This window comes from Gottfriedia acidiceleris, assembly GCF_023115465.1.
GTDB classification, from domain to species: domain Bacteria; phylum Bacillota; class Bacilli; order Bacillales; family Bacillaceae_G; genus Gottfriedia; species Gottfriedia acidiceleris_B.
In genome coordinates, this window is the sequence record NZ_CP096034.1 from 3704106 (window position 1) to 3720051 (window position 15946).

The following is a 15946-nucleotide window of genomic DNA, read 5'->3' on the forward strand; positions in this document are numbered from 1 at the left end:
TCCTTGAAAAAAGTCAGATATCATTTTTTAAAACTTTGTCTACTAATTAAGGGATCTCTCAAATTTCGAGAAATCCCTCATGATTTTATATAAATTTCTAGTTATTGTACAAAAATTTGTTTTAAAGGTTGTTCGGCTGGCCCTTCTAATACGTCACCATAAATTGAAAATCTTGAGCCATGGCAAGGGCAATCCCATGATTTTTCACCGTTATTCCACTCGACTTCACAACCTAAATGAGTACAAGTTGTGTCTACACAATGAACTTTACCATTTACATCTTTATAAGCTCCAACTCTTTTCCCATCTAGTGCTACAACTGAGCCTTCATCATTGTATAACTCTTCTATTTTTCTAGAAACAGGTTCTAATTTTCCTTCAATTAAATGTTTAGCAACATCTAGGTTTTGCATTAAAAAATGCTTGATACTAGGGTCTGCTTGGAATCTCGAAGGAGTGAACACATCAGCATCAACAGCTTCTTTTTCTAAAATTAAATTACTTATTAACTGGGCAGAGACCGTTCCACTTGTCATACCCCATTTACGGAAACCAGTGGCTACGTAAATGTTTTGATGTTTTGATGATAGTTTACCAATATATGGCATTTTATCTAAAGTGATTAAATCCTGGGTAGACCATCTGAATAATACATCTTCAATTCCAAAGGTCTCTTCACCAAAAAGTTTTAAATTTTCATAAAAACTCATTGTACGAGTTTCTACACCAGTTTTATGACTTTCTCCACCAATTAATACTAGTTCTTCATTATTATATTTAAATGATCTTAGAGACCTTTTCGGATTTTCCGCATTAATGTACATGCCTCCTGGATATGCTGTTTTTACTTTTGCAGCTAAGGCATATGAACGATCAGCATGTAATTTCGTAAAAAACAATTGATTTCCATCATAAAAAGGAAAATGGGATGCACTAACAACATGCTTACATTTAATTTTTCTTCCACTTTGAGTGACAACGACTGGACTGTTACCTGTTTCAACGTCAATGACTACAGTTTCTTCATAGACCTTTAATCCGTTTTCGATTGAAGCTTTTAATAAATGAATCAAGTATTTTAGTGGGTGAAACTGAGCTTGATCCCTCATTGTTATAGAATATTTTGTATCAAAAGGTAATAATGTTTTAACTGCTCCAAATGAGTCGATTCCTAATTTTTCATAGGCTTTCAATTCATTTTCTAGATTTCTTACATAATCATCTGAAGTCGTATAAATGGTTGCATCTTGGGTCTCATAATTACATTCTATTTGGTTATCATTCGTATATTTTTTAATAAAGTCCATTGCATTTTTAGTAGAATGATAAAAGATTTTTGTTTTTTCTAATCCAAAATGTTGAATTAGCTCATCATAAATTAAATCATGCTGTGCTGTTACTTTGGCAGTCGTGTGGCCAGTTGTCCCATTAATTATTTTATTCGCTTCAATTAAAGCCACCTTCATACCAGCTTGCGTTAAAAAATATGCGGTTGAAATTCCCGTAATTCCAGCACCAACGATTACAGCATCAAACTCTCCGTCATCGTTAAACGGTTCAAAAGTAGGAATATTTAGTCCACTTCTCCATATTGGCTTTGAATGCTTCGGCAAGCCATTATAATCAATCTTTTCAATCATCTTTGAATACCTCCATTTATGTTATGTGGTTATTATTACCAAATTGATGGATGTTCATTAAACTAACTTTTCAATACTACTAATTAGTAAATATTGTTAAAATGGAGATAATGATGAAATGCTCATCTAAATAGTAAAAAATTAGTTAATAAATAGTAAAGAGGGTAATTTACATGGCTTATAGAATTAAAGACACTTTAATTTCTGAAAATGATTTAAAAAATAGAGTAAAAGTACTTGCTGAGCAAATTGAACATGACTTTAATAACGAACCACTAATCCTTGTAGTTGTTTTAAAAGGATCATTTGTATTTGCAGCTGATCTAGTTCGTGAAATGAAAAGTAATATTAATGTAGACTTTATTTCTGTTTCAAGCTATAGTAATCAAACTGAATCAACTGGAAAAGTAAGACTGTTAAAAGATTTAGATGAGAATATCACAGATAAAAACGTGGTAATAATTGAAGATATCATTGATAGTGGTCTAACATTGCATTTTTTACGTGACCACCTTCAAATGCATAAGCCAAAATCGATTAAGATTTGTACTTTATTAGATAAACCTGAAAGAAGAAAAATCGATCTACCAGTTGATTATGTAGGTTTTGTCATTCCAGATGAGTTTATCGTTGGCTATGGAATTGATTACGCACAGCAATATCGAAATCTACCGTATATCGCAAATGTAGAAGAATATTAATTTTATAAAAAAACATGCCGTTTGATTTTTTATCAAACGGCTCTTTTTATTACTTGTTAACTTTTTTATTAATTAGGTCAATTAATAAATTTCGATCCTCAGGAAAACTAAGCTCTAATTCAAGAATTTCATCTGCTGATTTCCAAGCAATTTCATATATTAATTGATCAGGGTCTTGAATTTTTGCATTACCACCAATAATTCTAATTTCAAAATAATGTACTTCTACTTGAAAACCATACGAGATACCTTCTTTAATAAACAATTGCTTAATTATTTCAACTTCATATCCTGTTTCTTCTAGTACTTCTCTTATACAGCACTCTGCAATCGATTCATTTTGTTCTAACCCACCTGATGGAGTAGCCCAAAGCTTCTGTTCATTAGGCTTGCCTTGAAGTACCATTAAAACCTGCCCTTTACGATTGATACAAATACCAGTTGCCCCAATCCATTTCTGCATGATAAGCCACCTCTTTTAGTTACTTTATATAATCTAGCTATTCGATCATTTAATGTTTTATCCTGTTGAAAATGGTCCTTTTGATATTTATATAATTTCTTGGGAAAAATAACTTAAAATTAGTAAACGGGGTGAATTTATGAATCGCAAATTACTATTCATTTTCTTGGGCGTTATTTGTTTAATTTTTCCGAACTTAACTTACGCCGAAACTACTGTTAACCCATTAAAAATTGCGTTTGTTCGCGATGGATTCGTTTGGATAAAAATAAATAATAAAGAGGAAAAAATAACAAAAGCAAAAGGGGTTTATTCGAATCAGCCTGAGTGGTCTTTTGATGGGAACTATTTAATGTATCAAAAAGAAATACCCACTGGTCCTACAGCATCATATCCAACTCGCTCAGAAATATGGATTTATAATATGAAAACAAAAAAAGAACAAAGAATTATTTCTGATGGCGAGAATCCTAAATGGTCCCCTACTAAAAATATTTTTGCATTTCTTGATAGTGGTGTATTGAATGTTTCTGATTTTAATAATTTTTACAATATTGCACTTGGTGTGGATGATTATAATTGGTTTCCAGACGGTAAAGGCTTTATAGCTTCATCAGCCGCAGTACTAAATCCGGACGGTTGGACAAATCCAATTTTATATAAAATCACCTTACCAAAGGATTTAAAAAACATTACTAGCGCAACAAACACTGTAAAACAATTTTTTGTTGTTCCGAAAACATTAACAAAAGGCAATACTTCGATTCCTTCCATAAATGCGTCAACATTTCAATTTTCGCCTGATCAAAAATGGATTTCTTTTATAGTTAGCCCAACAGCTTCTTGGTCTATGGATAGCGACATGCTTTGTATCATTTCTTCAGATGGAAAGGTTTTTGAAGTTCAAGATGAGATTATTTTACATTTAGATAATCCAAAATGGGCTCAAACTAAAAATATATTAGGATATATTGCAGGTGGAGGTCGATTAGTTTTTGGATACAAAAATAAAAAGATGAATATTACTGAAATGCCAGCATTTACATCTACAAATTTAACACCACCTCATTATGCTGAATTAGGATTTACATGGTGTGACGACACATCGATTATTGTTTCAAGAGTAAAAGAAAGTGAGTGGTCAAATGATGAAAAGAAACGACCAAAACCATCATTAAACGTGATTAATCTTTCTACTCATAAACAATTTAAAATAACGAATCCACCAACTGGAAAAGGAGATTATAACCCAGTCTACTCTAAGTCTACCAACAAAATAACGTGGACCAGAAAAGGCGAATTAGATGTTCTTGGTAATGTATGGATCGCCAATTTGGATGGTAGTAAACCTAAAATTTTATTAAAAAATGTTAGTTCATATTCTATATTTGAGCGGTAAAAAGGATGAGGATGAATTTTTTCATCCTTTTTCCATTTCAAGACCATTAACGAAAAAATCATTTCGTAATACTGGTACTACTTTAAATTGGTTTAATTGGCTACAATGGGTTACATCATCTGCAAAGCCCTTCATCCTTAGCTCTCTTCCACTTCCACATTCCCAAATCAATTCTTTAATTTTATGTTTCGTGTGAAGAAACGCACCAATACAAACTTCCGCTTCTGGTGATTTTGTTCCTACTAACTCTGCTAAAATTGCTCCTGCTCCTAAATAATCTTCAATAGAAGGTCGCAGTGCATCCTCATTTTCATGTAAATCATTCCAAACCTCACCACACGGAATAACTGTTATATTAACATTTTTTTCGTTTTTAAGGCGATTAGCCAAACTTGCAACCGAAGACGCATTAAGTAAAGTACCAATCAATAACGCGGGCACCTTTGAAGCGATCCATGAACAAAACGCCCCATTTAGAGAACATAAAACAAATTTCTTATCGGCATGACGTTCATTAAATGAAACCGGCGAAAGTGTTGCCTTCCCTAAAACTGCCGCTTCATTTCTTCCTAAAATATACTCCGCTCCAATCTTTTTAGCATAAGCTTTCCCATCTAAATTTGGTGGATATGGATAAACAATTGCGTTTTGAAATACTGCTGTGACAACGGTCGATGAAAAACTAAGAACATCAACAATAATCGTAATATCCCCGCGTTCCGCTGCTTCCCTAGCTCCCCTTTTTCCCCACTCTACTCGGCATTCATAATTAGATTGATCGAACATGTTCTCATCCCTTTATTAATCTTTTAAAATCGTCAAACATAGAAAAAGCAATACTCTTTAAAAGTATTGCATCAGTGTGTAGACAAAGTATAAGATTTTCAGACTACTTGCAAATGTTTATCGAGCAGTCGAAAACTGTTAACGATATGTAACTTCTGTATACCCTAAACTATTTTTAGTTGTCTTCATCGGCTTCTTAGGATAATAGAACACTAAATTTTTATAATTCATCTTATATTTACTTGTTTTAAAGTACTTGTTCAGATACACCGTTCTCATTTTTTCACCATTTACATAGATTGCTTTTCCTTTAGGGCGATCCTTATCAAATCCATAAATTAGTTGATCGTTAAAAAAATGCATTCCCTTTCCATCTCCGGCATACAAATGCTCTGCACCTGAAATTGAAGCAAAATTCATATATAAAAACGATGATGTTTTAAATACATATATACTATGCGGTATATCAGTCATACAAAGAATGTATGGACTATTCGGAATCTTAACCAATTTGTAGTCCGCTTTTTTTAATTCTGGTAAATCCTTATGAATAGCGAAACTAACTGCTTTTTCCTTTGAATTAAAATTTATTGATATATAAGTAGATATGCTCACTAATGCTACAAAAATTAGCACATATGTAATAACCTTTTTACTCATGATATAACTTCCTTATTAGACATTTATTTTATTCAGGAAAAGAGCATACACCTAAACGATTTCCTTCTAAGTCTTTAAATTCAAACCATTTAAACGTTCCATCTTCATTCAATTGCTCTAATTCTACATCATGTTCTTTTAAGTGATTATAAGCTTGTTCGATATTTGGAGTATAAAAATTAAAACTCATATGCATATTTGGATTTTCTACTTGATTTGTTTTTCTCACTAACGTTAATGGTGTTTCCCCAATATTTAATGCCGCATATCCATTTATCTGATCGTTCCATCTAACCGTAAAACCCAACACCGAGCAATACCAATCTACTGCTTTCTCAAAATCAGTAACTTGCAGAAAAACTGTATCAATTCTTTTAAAATGCTCTGACATAGCTAAGTCCTCCTTTTTTACTACTTACTATTTATTCAACACTTGTAAACTATTTCCTTTTATATTTCATGTTAAAAATAAAGGGATTTCACTATAATTAGTCAATTATTTTTAAAGATTCAAACTAAACTATGGAGGGGAAATATTTGATAAAGATTGTGAAAGTAAAAAAAGAGAGGAATCAAAAAATTACACAATTTAATGCAATTTTATATTTATGAAATCGGTGAAAACGGTTCTTATCACAAATTTAATTTGGAAAAATGCTGGCAGGATCTAGAATATACTTGCTCATAAATAGTTCATGAGTTACTAAATAAGCTAAAGTTAGTAAGCAGTCTGAAAGCCACCATTTATAGGTGGCTTTGTTTTGTATCATAGATTTAATTTGCTTTGAAATTATAAAGTGGTTTAATGACTTTAATAACTTCGATTGCATCCTTAGTATTTTCAATGATTTCTTTCATTTCCTTATAAGCCATTGGACTTTCGTCAAGTGTGCTCTCTAATACTGATGTACTCCAAACATCCTTCATTGTTTCCTTAAATTCATCAAGTGAAAGAGTTGCTTTTGCTTTTGAACGACTGAGAATTCGACCTGCACCATGAGGGGCCGAATAATTCCAATCCGGGTTACCTTTTCCGATTGCAATCAAACTACCATCTCGCATGTTGATCGGAATTAATACTTTCTCACCTTTTTGAGCAGAAATTGCACCTTTACGAAGAATCATATTTTCGATATCAATATAATTATGAACAGTTGTAAATTGTTCAACAACTGTTAAATCCATATTTTTTACGATTTCATCAATCATTGCCTTCCGGTTCCATAAAGCATATTCTTGGGCAATTGCCATATCATGCATATATCGATCAAACCAAACTCCTTCTAAATAAGCTAAATCCTTTGGAATATATTGCGATGGAAGGCTTTTTAGGGCAGCCTCAATTTCTTTTTCGCGGCCTTCATCCCTTAATTGTTGTATGACTTTGGAACGATTTTCTGACTGGCTCTTTAACAATTCATACGCCTTTTTCTGATAAAATTCCGCTACAACTTTTCCTAAATTTCGGCTTCCAGAGTGAATGACAAAATAAATATTCCCTTCTTCGTCAGCATTACATTCTATGAAATGATTTCCACCACCAAGTGAACCTAAGCTAAGTTTTGTTCTTATTTCATTTAATTCTTTAAAGCAGTACAGCTTTGAAAAATCAATTTTCTTCACAAATTCATGCTTATTATTTCGAATTGAAAACCCTGATGGAACATGTTTACGAATAACAGCATCTAGTTTTTGAAAATCGATTTTTTTTTTTGAAACTCTTATTGTTTCCATTCCGCAACCTATATCGTACTTTAAGCTCTAATTTCTTAGAGAGTGGACTATACCTTCTCTACAATCATCGGAGTATGCAGCTCCTTATGTAGGCTCACCGTGTTAATTATTCCATCCGACATTAGGAAGCAGAATAATTCTGCACAATCGTCTGCTAACAACGTGCAAGTCTCTGAACCATTTGACTATGTCACCATAGCCTCTGGCTGCTGATTGCCCTCGACTATAATTTACGTTAGGGTTTCCAGCAATTGAGCGAGTTTTTTAACGTTGGAGCCGTTTTAGTTAACCCCAACAAGATTTGGAACGATTTTATCTTGAATCGTCATTGTCGTTCCAATTGTACATCCCTTACCTGCATGAGTATCAGGCATAATTCTAATTTTAGAACTTTTCACGAACTCTTGATTACATAGTTCAATAATTTGTCCAATTGCTCCTTGTTCCACATTATCTGTAAATATTTTAGCTTCATTAAATGAGCCTTTAACTGTAAGCATCATGTTCTCCTTCAATTAGTTTTTTTTAAGGTCTAACTTTATAAAACTATTTCAAAGCATTTGATAATAGTTCTAGATTTTCATTAATTTTATTAGCTACAATTATTTGTAGATCACTTTAGATTTTTTCTAAATTTAATGAATACGAAAGAAATTCTTCTTTTTCAACTTTATAGCCATTTTTTTCATACAAAGCTTGTGCCGATTTATTATCAATAGCTGTTTGTAAATCTAATGCTTTTGCTTTCGATTCAATTGCAAACTTCTTTGCTGCATTTAACAACAATTGAGCTACTCCTTTTTGCCTTGCCGTTTCAGTTACATATAAGTCATTTAAAATCCATAACTTTTTCATGGATACTGAAGAAAATGAAGGATATAACTGAGTAAATCCCATATATTGATCTTCTGCTTTCACAAGAAAAATAACAGAATCTTTGTTATTGATTCGTTCCGTTATAAAATCAATCGCTCCGTTTAAATTGCTTTCTTGTTTATAAAACATTCTGTACTGATCAAATAAATTTGCTACTTCTCTAATATGCTCTGATTTTGCACGAACGACTTCCATCATGTCACCTCTTCTAACTATTAATTAATCTATTAGTTAGTTCGGTACATTTCATTGATTTCCTCTAATCGCTACAAAGAATACAAAACCTATGAAAAATAGTAATTTTTAATGGTAAAGTTAATAATATAAAAATGATCTATCAAATTTCCAAAATTTAGGTTTTCATATGAATTAACTTATAATAAGATTGAAGATGAAAAACTAATTTCATTTTTTATATTATGTGAAAAAATTAACATTCTTACTTGGGGTGATTAATAATGAATCAAAAAGCGCTCATTATTATTGATTATACGAATGACTTTGCAGCAGATGCTGGTTCATTAACTTGTGGCAAACCTGCACAAGTTATTGAGCAAAGTATTCTTCAACTAACTAAAAGTTTCATTGAAAATCAAGAATATGTTGTTTTTGCAGTAGATGTCCATGATGAGCATGATCCGTTTCATCCTGAAACAAAATTATTTCCACCTCATAATATTAGACATACAAAAGGTAGAGATTTATATGGTGGATTAATGGATTTATACAATTCAACAAAAGGCAATTCAACTATTCAATGGCTCGATAAAACTCGTTACTCCGCTTTTGCAGGAACAGACCTTGAAATAAAACTAAATGAAAGAGACATTAACGAACTTCATTTAATAGGAGTTTGCACAGATATTTGTGTATTACATACCGCGGTCGATGCTTATAATAAGGGTTATAAAATAGTCGTTCACGAGCAAGCTGTTGCAAGCTTTAATGCAGCTGGGCATGAATGGGCATTAAGTCATTTCAAAAATACTTTAGGGGCGGAAATAAGATGAATTACAACTTTCAAGATGATAGCCTTGCACTTCATACAGACCTTTATCAAATTAATATGGCGGAAACTTATTGGGGAGACGATATTCACAATAAAAACGCTATTTTTGAACTTTATTTTCGTAAACTCCCATTTGGAAATGGATATGCAATCTTTGCGGGTTTAGAAAAAATAATCAGTTATCTACAGAACTTTAAATTTAGTAGTTCAGATCTTGACTATTTAAAAGAAGAACTCGGTTATAAAGATGAATTCATTCAATTTCTGTCTAATGTAAAATTCACAGGTTCAGTTAGAGCAATTCAAGAAGGTGAATTAGTATTTGGCAATGAGCCAATCATAAGAATTGAGGCACCACTACTAGAGGCACAATTAATTGAAACTGCCTTATTAAACATTGTCAATTATCAAACATTAATTGCTACGAAAGCATCAAGAATAAAACATATCGTTGGTAAAGATACATTAATGGAATTTGGAACAAGACGAGCTCAAGAATTTGATGCTGCTATCTGGGGAGCAAGAGCCGCTTTTATTGGTGGATTCCATGCGACTAGTAATGTTCGTGCAGGTAAATTATTTAATATTCCTGTTTCAGGTACACATGCTCATGCGCTCGTGCAAGCATATCGAGATGAATACATAGCTTTCAAAAAATATGCAGATCGTCATTACAATTGTACATTCCTAGTTGATACATACGATACACTAAAAAGTGGTGTGCCTAATGCGATTAAAGTCGCAAAAGAACTAGGTGACAAAATTAACTTTGCAGCTATCCGACTAGATAGTGGTGACTTAGCCTATTTATCGAAAGAAGCTAGAAAAATGCTCGATGAAGCAGGTTTCGTAAATACAAAAATTGTTGCTTCGAATGATTTAGATGAATATACAATTTTAAATTTAAAATCGCAAGGAGCTAAAATTGATTCTTGGGGAATCGGAACAAAGCTTATTACAGCATATGATCAACCGGCTCTTGGAGCTGTTTATAAATTAGTCAGTATTGAAGATGAAGATGGGAAAATGATTGATACAATAAAAATTTCTCAAAACCCTGAAAAAGTAACAACTCCTGGACTTAAGAAATTGTATCGAATTATTAATACAATTAACCATCACGCTGAGGCTGATTATATTGCCCTTGAAGATGAAAATCCAGGGTCTGAGGAAAAAATAAAGTTATTCCATCCGGTCCATCCATATATCAGTAAGTTTGTAACTAATTTTGAAGCTAGAGAACTTCATCACCAAATCTTTACTAAAGGTGAATTAGTCTACAAAGTGCCTACAATTAAAGACATTCAAGATTTTGCTGAAAACAACTTAAGTTTACTTTGGGAAGAATACAAGCGTGCATTAAACCCTGAAGAATATCCTGTAGACTTAAGTCAAAAATGTTGGGATAACAAAATGGAAAAAATAGCAGAAGCTAGAAAGAAAACAGAGGAAATGAAAAATGGCTAAAATTGGGATTTATGGCAGTTCGTTTGATCCGATTACAAACGTTCATTTATGGACTGCAAGTACGATTGCTCATCGTTGTCAATTAGACAAAGTTATCTTTTTACCATGCTCTTCAAAAAGAAGAGATAAACAATTACATAATACTGATGAACATCGTTGGAATATGTTAAAATTGGCTATTCAAAACAATTCAAAGTTTATTGCAGACGATTATGAAATGAGCAAAGAGGCATGGGAAGTATTCACTTACTATACAATGAACCATTTTAAAGCGAAATATAGTGAAGATGAAGTTTATTTCATAATGGGAGCTGATCTCCTAGAAGATATTGCAGAAGGAAAATGGAAATACGGGGATCAATTAGTTTCCGAAAATAAATTCATTGTCATGGCCCGTGATGGAATTGATATGCTAAAGACCATCTCTCGTTCTCCTTTATTAAGAAATAATGATAATGGTTCAAGATTTCATCTAATTGATAAAGGACTAGCGATGGAAATTAGTTCAACATATATCCGTGAAGAGTTTGCTAAAGGCGGCGAACCAAGATATTTATTACCTGAGGATTGCTACGCTTATATTAAAAAATACAATCTGTATCAAAAGGAGAATGAAGATTGAACAGTTTACAAAAAGAAATCGTCGAAGAAATGAAAGTAAAGCCAGTTATCGATCCTAAAGAGGAAGTAAGAATAAGTGTTGACTTCCTAAAAAGCTATCTTAAAAAACATCCATTTTTAAATGGTTTTGTATTAGGTATTTCAGGTGGTCAAGATTCAACTTTAACTGGTAAACTTGCACAAATGGCAATAGATGAATTAAATAGTGAGCAATCAGAAAAAAGTTATCTGTTTATCGCCATTCGATTACCATATGGCGTACAAATGGACGAAGAGGATTGCCAGGAAGCGTTAAAGTTTATCCAACCGTCTAAGACTTACACAGTGAATATTAAAGCTGCTGTAGATGCTAGTGTTAATACATTAAAAGATATTGGCATTGACCTTACTGATTTTGCAAAAGGAAATGAAAAAGCACGTGAAAGAATGAAAGCTCAATATAGCATTGCTGCTATGAATGGGTGTGTTGTCTTAGGCACTGACCATTCCGCTGAGGCTGTTACTGGCTTTTACACTAAATATGGCGATGGTGGATCAGACCTTTGTCCGATTTTCCGTCTAAATAAGCGTCAAGGAAAGATGCTACTAAAAGAATTAAATTGCCCACCTAAGCTTTATGAAAAAGTTCCGACAGCTGACCTTGAAGAAGATCGCCCACAATTAGCTGATGAAGTCGCTCTTGGAGTTACATATGATGACATCGATGATTATTTAGAAGGTAAAGAAATTAATAGTGAATCTCAAGCAAAAATCGAATCATGGTTTAATAAATCTAGACATAAGCGACAAATGCCTTACACTGTTTTTGATAAATTTTAATTCATGAAAGCTACCTATTTTGGTAGCTTTTTCACTTTTGTGCTCAATTAGTGGATATGAAAGTTAAAATTGGACAACGTAATAATACAGTCATTAAGAAAGGAATGTTCATATTATGTGGATTTTATTTTTTATTCTTTTAATCTTATGGGTATTAGGTTATTTTACTTTCCATATCGCAGGCGGACTAATTCATATTCTATTAATTATCGCAATTATTGTATTTATCGTTAATCTATTTAAACGTAAAAAGTAGCAAACTTTTAGAGACTTTTTCTAGAAACTGAGAGCTTGATTTTTCAAGCTCTTTTTTCTTATGCATTTCTATTCCTAATCCTGCAATTAAACTCTTCTATATTCCTCTATTTTTGAATAAACTTCTATGAATGTCATAAATAAAAGAGGAGCGAAATTATGCCAGTTAGTATGGAGCCTCCTATATCTGTGGAACAAATGCTTCAAACAATTCGTACAGGACTTCCAAAAACACTTGAACCTAAAAAGATAATAATTGTTGGTGCTGGGATATCAGGTTTAGTAGCTGCTTCACTTTTAAAAGGAGCAGGACATGAAGTGACAATTCTAGAAGGAAATAATCGAATTGGTGGGCGTATTTTTACGAATCGTAATTTTTATGCAGGACAGTATATGGAAAATGGTGCTATGAGAATACCATCTATTCACTTGCTTGTATTAGAATATATTAAAAAATTTAACCTTCCTTTAGAAGAATTCATTAATAGCACCCCAAACGATATAATATTCGTAAACAATGTAAGAACCATTCAAAAGCTTTATGAAAAAAATCCAGACATTCTTAACTTCCCTACTTCACCAACTGAAAAAGGCAAAACAGCTGAATATTTGGCCCAATACGCCATGCAACCTGTAACTGACTTCATTAAAATGAATCCAAAAAAGAATTGGGAAATCGTTATTAAATTACTTGATCGTTATTCGATGGAATATTATTTGAAATATAATCCTTATGGCAGAACATTATCAGTTGGAGCCATTGATATGATTAAGGTTATGCTTGGGATGGAAGGCTTTCCTGAGCTTTCATTTACTGCCTTACTTCGAGAAGTAATGATTCTATTTACTCCTGGACTAAAGTTTTATGAAATAAAAGGTGGAAATGATCACTTACCATATTCATTCTTACCTGAATTACAAGAAAATATTATTTACCATCAAAAAATGAAAAAAATTGAACAACATGACTCTTCTGTAACAATTCATACTGAGGATACACAAACCTCGCAGCCATATACAATAAGTGGAGATTTAGCCATTATTACCATACCTTTTTCACTACTAAACTTCGTTGAAATCATTCCACGTGATTTATTTTCTTATAACAAATATAAAGCAATTCGACAATTACATTATGTTCCTTCGACTAAAATTGGTTTACAATTTAAAACTAGATTTTGGGAGAAAGCGGGTTTTATTGGAGGAAAAATGATTTCTGATCTACCTGTTCGTTATTCCTATTTCCCAAGCCAATCCGTTGGTTCAGAAGGCCCAGGTGTCATATTAGCAAGCTATACATGGGAAGATAACGCATCAATTTGGGATAGCTTAACTGAAAAAGAACAAATCGAGAATGCGCTAGAAGATTTATCAAAAATTTACGGTAAAGAAATATATAATGAGTTTATAACTGGTAATACATTTAGTTGGTCAGAAAATCCTTTTTCTGGTGGAGCTTTTGCTATTTTCAAACCTGACCAGCAAACAGAGATTTCCCCATATATTTCAACTCCAGAAGGCTTGATTCATTTTGCTGGTGATCACACCTCTACAGCCCCAGGTTGGATTCAAGGTGCAATCGAATCTGGAATAAGAGTAGCTTATGAGATTAATGATTTACCTAAATCAACAGCAAATGAGAATTTTGAAACACATAATCAAGGTTAAGAAATAGAGTTTTGGATTTCGAACCCTAGATATGCCACGAAATTCAAGAAAAACATTAAACCCACAAGAAAGAACTTGTGGGTTTTCATTTTGATTTTATCCAATTTTTAAATAACCTACTGAAGGAACAAAAGAGTATCCTTGATTAATAACCATATCTGTAATTTCTGTCGTTTCAGTATCTCTGACTTGATGAAATAATTTATATTTTATTGATTTTACTTTCTTTCCTCTTAATACATTATTTAAATAAATTAACTCAATTTCTAAAAAAGGTATCCTGTACTTTAAATTATTCGTGATTCTATTTGTGATTAGTTCATTAAACTCAATATCGGCATTATTAACTGAATTTTTTTTCATATCATCTACCAATTTAGTCTGTTTATCAGTAAATTCACTAATAATATATTCGATTTCCACTTTTGAAAGGGAACGAGTTTCTTTTAATGGCAATGTAACTTGATTTGTTTTTTCTTTACTAAATAGTCGTTTAAAAAATTTAATCATAGTCCCGTCCTCTTCAATTTTTCTTATTTATATTTTGTCATGATTAAACAATATTGTAAAATTAATTTTTTAGGCACTAATACTATTCTATTATTAAACCGAAATTCCTTTGTAGAACTGCCTCTCTTTTTAATTTTTTAATACAAAATTTAATAATTCCAAGAGTCAGTGATTGAATTCGAAAATAAAAAACTTAATCAGATAAAAAACACCTAGAAATAGGTGTTTTTACTCCGTTTCACATGCATAATTATCATGATCACGATCCATTTGCGATTGGTAGGCTTTATTCCCTTTTGGTACTCCATTTGGATAGGCTTTTCTTAAGTCTGGGCAGTTTTTAAACTACTGTTTATTATTATCGACTTTGCTTTGTATTACATATTTAGGAATATAATGATCTCCATAAATAAAACGTTACGTAAGCTTCCCAGCCCTTCCATTTTGTAGCCATTTTTTTAATTTCTTCAATTGAAGGTTTTTTCTCTAATAATAGTTGATTTTTTAATGCATTATGTATTCCTACATCGGCAATTGGAAACGCGGATTTCTCTTGTAAACATTTCATCAAAACGTAATCAGCCGTCCAGTTCCCAACTCCTCGAATTTCTAATAGCTTATTTAACTTTTTCTCGTATGAATCTAAACGATTTAGAGATTCTTTTGAAATAAGTCCATCTGTCATTAATTTTGCGATTCCAATTACGTATTCAGCTTTTCGTTTAGTAAATTTCAAACTAGTTAATTCGGAAACTTCGAGTTTTGATATTACATCTGGAGTTGGAAATAGCCAAAATATTTCATCCTTCCACCTAAAGCTTTCCCCATATTTTTCAACAAAGCTTCTTTTTAAAGAAAACGCAAAAGTAAGATTGATTTGTTGACCCATAATTGCCCATGTAAATGCTTCAAATAAATCAGGTATTCCAATTACGCGAAGTCCAAAATGCTGCTCAATTAGCAATTGTAGCATTTGATTATCTTTACCTAATTGATAGAACTCGGTTAGGTTTCTGCCTAAATCAAATAAATTCCATATAAATGCTGCTGCAGCTATTTTTATTTCTTCACTTGGATTTTGGTCTGGAAAATCAATTAATAATTCGTTAGGATCCCTGCTTACTTTTAGTAAAATTAATCTATTTTCTATTTTAATAAGTTTTAAAAAATATTCCTCTTTAACTTGATGAAGTACCTCATTTTTAGATCGTGCTAGAAATACTAAGCATTCATTAAAACTAAAATCTTTTGGTGTTAAGATGGATACCGAATTCTTATTTTTATCTAATACAAGTGATGCATTGAATTCTTTATACATATTAATCACCTCTTTCCTCA

At 32.1% G+C, this 15946-nt stretch carries 17 protein-coding genes and 2 pseudogenes; 8 read left to right on the plus strand and 11 right to left on the minus strand.

Annotated features, from left to right (window positions below; translation table 11 throughout):
* Positions 1 to 101 precede the first annotated feature (101 nt).
* On the minus strand, positions 102 to 1640 hold the full coding sequence (locus MY490_RS17500; RefSeq protein WP_248266820.1) for an FAD-dependent oxidoreductase: 1539 nt from the start codon (positions 1638 to 1640) through the stop codon (positions 102 to 104).
* Positions 1641 to 1813: 173 nt separating this feature from the next.
* Between MY490_RS17500 and hpt the strand changes: the two genes are divergently transcribed.
* The gene (gene hpt / locus MY490_RS17505; protein ID WP_248266821.1) at positions 1814 to 2341 is read left to right on the plus strand and encodes a hypoxanthine phosphoribosyltransferase; all 528 of its coding nucleotides are present in this window, start codon (positions 1814 to 1816) and stop codon (positions 2339 to 2341) included.
* Between the two features lie 49 nt (positions 2342 to 2390).
* On the opposite strand, the gene MY490_RS17510 is transcribed toward hpt, so the two are convergent.
* Positions 2391 to 2804: an NUDIX hydrolase gene (locus MY490_RS17510; RefSeq protein ID WP_248266822.1), complete on the minus strand. Its 414-nt coding sequence runs from the start codon at positions 2802 to 2804 to the stop codon at positions 2391 to 2393.
* 139 nt (positions 2805 to 2943) lie between these two features.
* Here MY490_RS17510 and MY490_RS17515 point away from each other — a divergent pair, with 139 nt between their 5' ends.
* Complete coding sequence (locus MY490_RS17515) at positions 2944 to 4203, plus strand: TolB-like translocation protein (RefSeq protein ID WP_248266823.1); 1260 nt, start codon at positions 2944 to 2946, stop codon at positions 4201 to 4203.
* Between the two features lie 21 nt (positions 4204 to 4224).
* Here the strand turns inward: MY490_RS17515 and MY490_RS17520 are convergent, their stop codons facing one another.
* The 6 genes and pseudogenes from MY490_RS17520 to MY490_RS17545 all read right to left on the minus strand — a co-directional run bounded on the left by MY490_RS17520 (position 4225) and on the right by MY490_RS17545 (position 8454).
* On the minus strand, positions 4225 to 4989 hold the full coding sequence (locus MY490_RS17520; RefSeq protein ID WP_248266824.1) for a 2-phosphosulfolactate phosphatase: 765 nt from the start codon (positions 4987 to 4989) through the stop codon (positions 4225 to 4227).
* Positions 4990 to 5127: 138 nt separating this feature from the next.
* Positions 5128 to 5649, minus strand: a complete 522-nt coding sequence (locus MY490_RS17525) for a hypothetical protein (RefSeq protein WP_248266825.1) — start codon at positions 5647 to 5649, stop codon at positions 5128 to 5130.
* Positions 5650 to 5677: 28 nt separating this feature from the next.
* Complete coding sequence (locus MY490_RS17530; protein ID WP_248266826.1) at positions 5678 to 6040, minus strand: VOC family protein; 363 nt, start codon at positions 6038 to 6040, stop codon at positions 5678 to 5680.
* A 383-nt stretch (positions 6041 to 6423) separates the two neighbouring features.
* Positions 6424 to 7383 carry an RtcB family protein gene (locus MY490_RS17535; protein ID WP_248266827.1) on the minus strand — a complete coding sequence of 320 codons (960 nt, stop codon included), beginning with the start codon at positions 7381 to 7383 and terminating at the stop codon, positions 6424 to 6426.
* Positions 7384 to 7667: 284 nt separating this feature from the next.
* Positions 7668 to 7883: pseudogene (locus tag MY490_RS17540) on the minus strand (RtcB family protein); the annotation flags it as partial.
* Between the two features lie 118 nt (positions 7884 to 8001).
* Positions 8002 to 8454: a GNAT family N-acetyltransferase gene (locus MY490_RS17545; RefSeq protein ID WP_248266828.1), complete on the minus strand. Its 453-nt coding sequence runs from the start codon at positions 8452 to 8454 to the stop codon at positions 8002 to 8004.
* 263 nt (positions 8455 to 8717) lie between these two features.
* On the opposite strand from MY490_RS17545, the gene MY490_RS17550 reads away from it, so the two are divergent.
* From MY490_RS17550 to MY490_RS17575, 6 genes are all read left to right on the plus strand, one after another.
* On the plus strand, positions 8718 to 9269 hold the full coding sequence (locus MY490_RS17550) for a cysteine hydrolase family protein (protein WP_248266829.1): 552 nt from the start codon (positions 8718 to 8720) through the stop codon (positions 9267 to 9269).
* Entirely contained in the window at positions 9266 to 10735 is a 1470-nt protein-coding gene (locus MY490_RS17555; RefSeq protein ID WP_248266830.1) for a nicotinate phosphoribosyltransferase, read from the plus strand. The genes MY490_RS17550 and MY490_RS17555 overlap by 4 nt, the downstream gene beginning before the upstream one ends.
* The gene (nadD, locus tag MY490_RS17560) at positions 10728 to 11357 is read left to right on the plus strand and encodes a nicotinate (nicotinamide) nucleotide adenylyltransferase (protein WP_056471873.1); all 630 of its coding nucleotides are present in this window, start codon (positions 10728 to 10730) and stop codon (positions 11355 to 11357) included. Before MY490_RS17555 ends, nadD begins: the two co-directional genes overlap by 8 nt.
* Positions 11358 to 11386: 29 nt before the next feature.
* Positions 11387 to 12175 (plus strand): ammonia-dependent NAD(+) synthetase, encoded by a 789-nt coding sequence (gene nadE / locus MY490_RS17565; RefSeq protein ID WP_248269413.1) that lies wholly within the window; start codon positions 11387 to 11389, stop codon positions 12173 to 12175.
* 115 nt (positions 12176 to 12290) lie between these two features.
* Positions 12291 to 12431 carry a lmo0937 family membrane protein gene (locus MY490_RS17570; RefSeq protein ID WP_248266831.1) on the plus strand — a complete coding sequence of 47 codons (141 nt, stop codon included), beginning with the start codon at positions 12291 to 12293 and terminating at the stop codon, positions 12429 to 12431.
* A 158-nt stretch (positions 12432 to 12589) separates the two neighbouring features.
* A complete protein-coding gene (locus tag MY490_RS17575; RefSeq protein ID WP_248266832.1) occupies positions 12590 to 14098 on the plus strand; it encodes a flavin monoamine oxidase family protein in 1509 nt (502 codons plus the stop codon).
* A 96-nt stretch (positions 14099 to 14194) separates the two neighbouring features.
* Here the strand turns inward: MY490_RS17575 and MY490_RS17580 are convergent, their stop codons facing one another.
* The 3 genes and pseudogenes from MY490_RS17580 to MY490_RS17590 all read right to left on the minus strand — a co-directional run bounded on the left by MY490_RS17580 (position 14195) and on the right by MY490_RS17590 (position 15926).
* The gene (locus MY490_RS17580) at positions 14195 to 14608 is read right to left on the minus strand and encodes a hypothetical protein (RefSeq protein ID WP_248266833.1); all 414 of its coding nucleotides are present in this window, start codon (positions 14606 to 14608) and stop codon (positions 14195 to 14197) included.
* A 228-nt stretch (positions 14609 to 14836) separates the two neighbouring features.
* Positions 14837 to 14953: pseudogene (locus tag MY490_RS17585) on the minus strand (excalibur calcium-binding domain-containing protein); the annotation flags it as partial.
* 40 nt (positions 14954 to 14993) lie between these two features.
* Entirely contained in the window at positions 14994 to 15926 is a 933-nt protein-coding gene (locus MY490_RS17590) for a DNA-3-methyladenine glycosylase family protein (RefSeq protein ID WP_248266834.1), read from the minus strand.
* Positions 15927 to 15946: the final 20 nt, after the last annotated feature.

What these genes read in the sequence shown, in the direction of transcription:
- MY490_RS17500 (WP_248266820.1), bottom strand. Translation starts at nt 1,640, where the DNA reads ATGATTGAAAAGATTGATTATAATGGCTTGCCGAAGCATTCAAAGCCA.
- hpt (WP_248266821.1), top strand. Translation starts at nt 1,814, where the DNA reads ATGGCTTATAGAATTAAAGACACTTTAATTTCTGAAAATGATTTAAAA.
- MY490_RS17510 (WP_248266822.1), bottom strand. Translation starts at nt 2,804, where the DNA reads ATGCAGAAATGGATTGGGGCAACTGGTATTTGTATCAATCGTAAAGGG.
- MY490_RS17515 (WP_248266823.1), top strand. Translation starts at nt 2,944, where the DNA reads ATGAATCGCAAATTACTATTCATTTTCTTGGGCGTTATTTGTTTAATT.
- MY490_RS17520 (WP_248266824.1), bottom strand. Translation starts at nt 4,989, where the DNA reads ATGTTCGATCAATCTAATTATGAATGCCGAGTAGAGTGGGGAAAAAGG.
- MY490_RS17525 (WP_248266825.1), bottom strand. Translation starts at nt 5,649, where the DNA reads ATGAGTAAAAAGGTTATTACATATGTGCTAATTTTTGTAGCATTAGTG.
- MY490_RS17530 (WP_248266826.1), bottom strand. Translation starts at nt 6,040, where the DNA reads ATGTCAGAGCATTTTAAAAGAATTGATACAGTTTTTCTGCAAGTTACT.
- MY490_RS17535 (WP_248266827.1), bottom strand. Translation starts at nt 7,383, where the DNA reads ATGGAAACAATAAGAGTTTCAAAAAAAAAAATCGATTTTCAAAAACTA.
- MY490_RS17545 (WP_248266828.1), bottom strand. Translation starts at nt 8,454, where the DNA reads ATGGAAGTCGTTCGTGCAAAATCAGAGCATATTAGAGAAGTAGCAAAT.
- MY490_RS17550 (WP_248266829.1), top strand. Translation starts at nt 8,718, where the DNA reads ATGAATCAAAAAGCGCTCATTATTATTGATTATACGAATGACTTTGCA.
- MY490_RS17555 (WP_248266830.1), top strand. Translation starts at nt 9,266, where the DNA reads ATGAATTACAACTTTCAAGATGATAGCCTTGCACTTCATACAGACCTT.
- nadD (WP_056471873.1), top strand. Translation starts at nt 10,728, where the DNA reads ATGGCTAAAATTGGGATTTATGGCAGTTCGTTTGATCCGATTACAAAC.
- nadE (WP_248269413.1), top strand. Translation starts at nt 11,387, where the DNA reads ATGAAAGTAAAGCCAGTTATCGATCCTAAAGAGGAAGTAAGAATAAGT.
- MY490_RS17570 (WP_248266831.1), top strand. Translation starts at nt 12,291, where the DNA reads ATGTGGATTTTATTTTTTATTCTTTTAATCTTATGGGTATTAGGTTAT.
- MY490_RS17575 (WP_248266832.1), top strand. Translation starts at nt 12,590, where the DNA reads ATGCCAGTTAGTATGGAGCCTCCTATATCTGTGGAACAAATGCTTCAA.
- MY490_RS17580 (WP_248266833.1), bottom strand. Translation starts at nt 14,608, where the DNA reads ATGATTAAATTTTTTAAACGACTATTTAGTAAAGAAAAAACAAATCAA.
- MY490_RS17590 (WP_248266834.1), bottom strand. Translation starts at nt 15,926, where the DNA reads ATGTATAAAGAATTCAATGCATCACTTGTATTAGATAAAAATAAGAAT.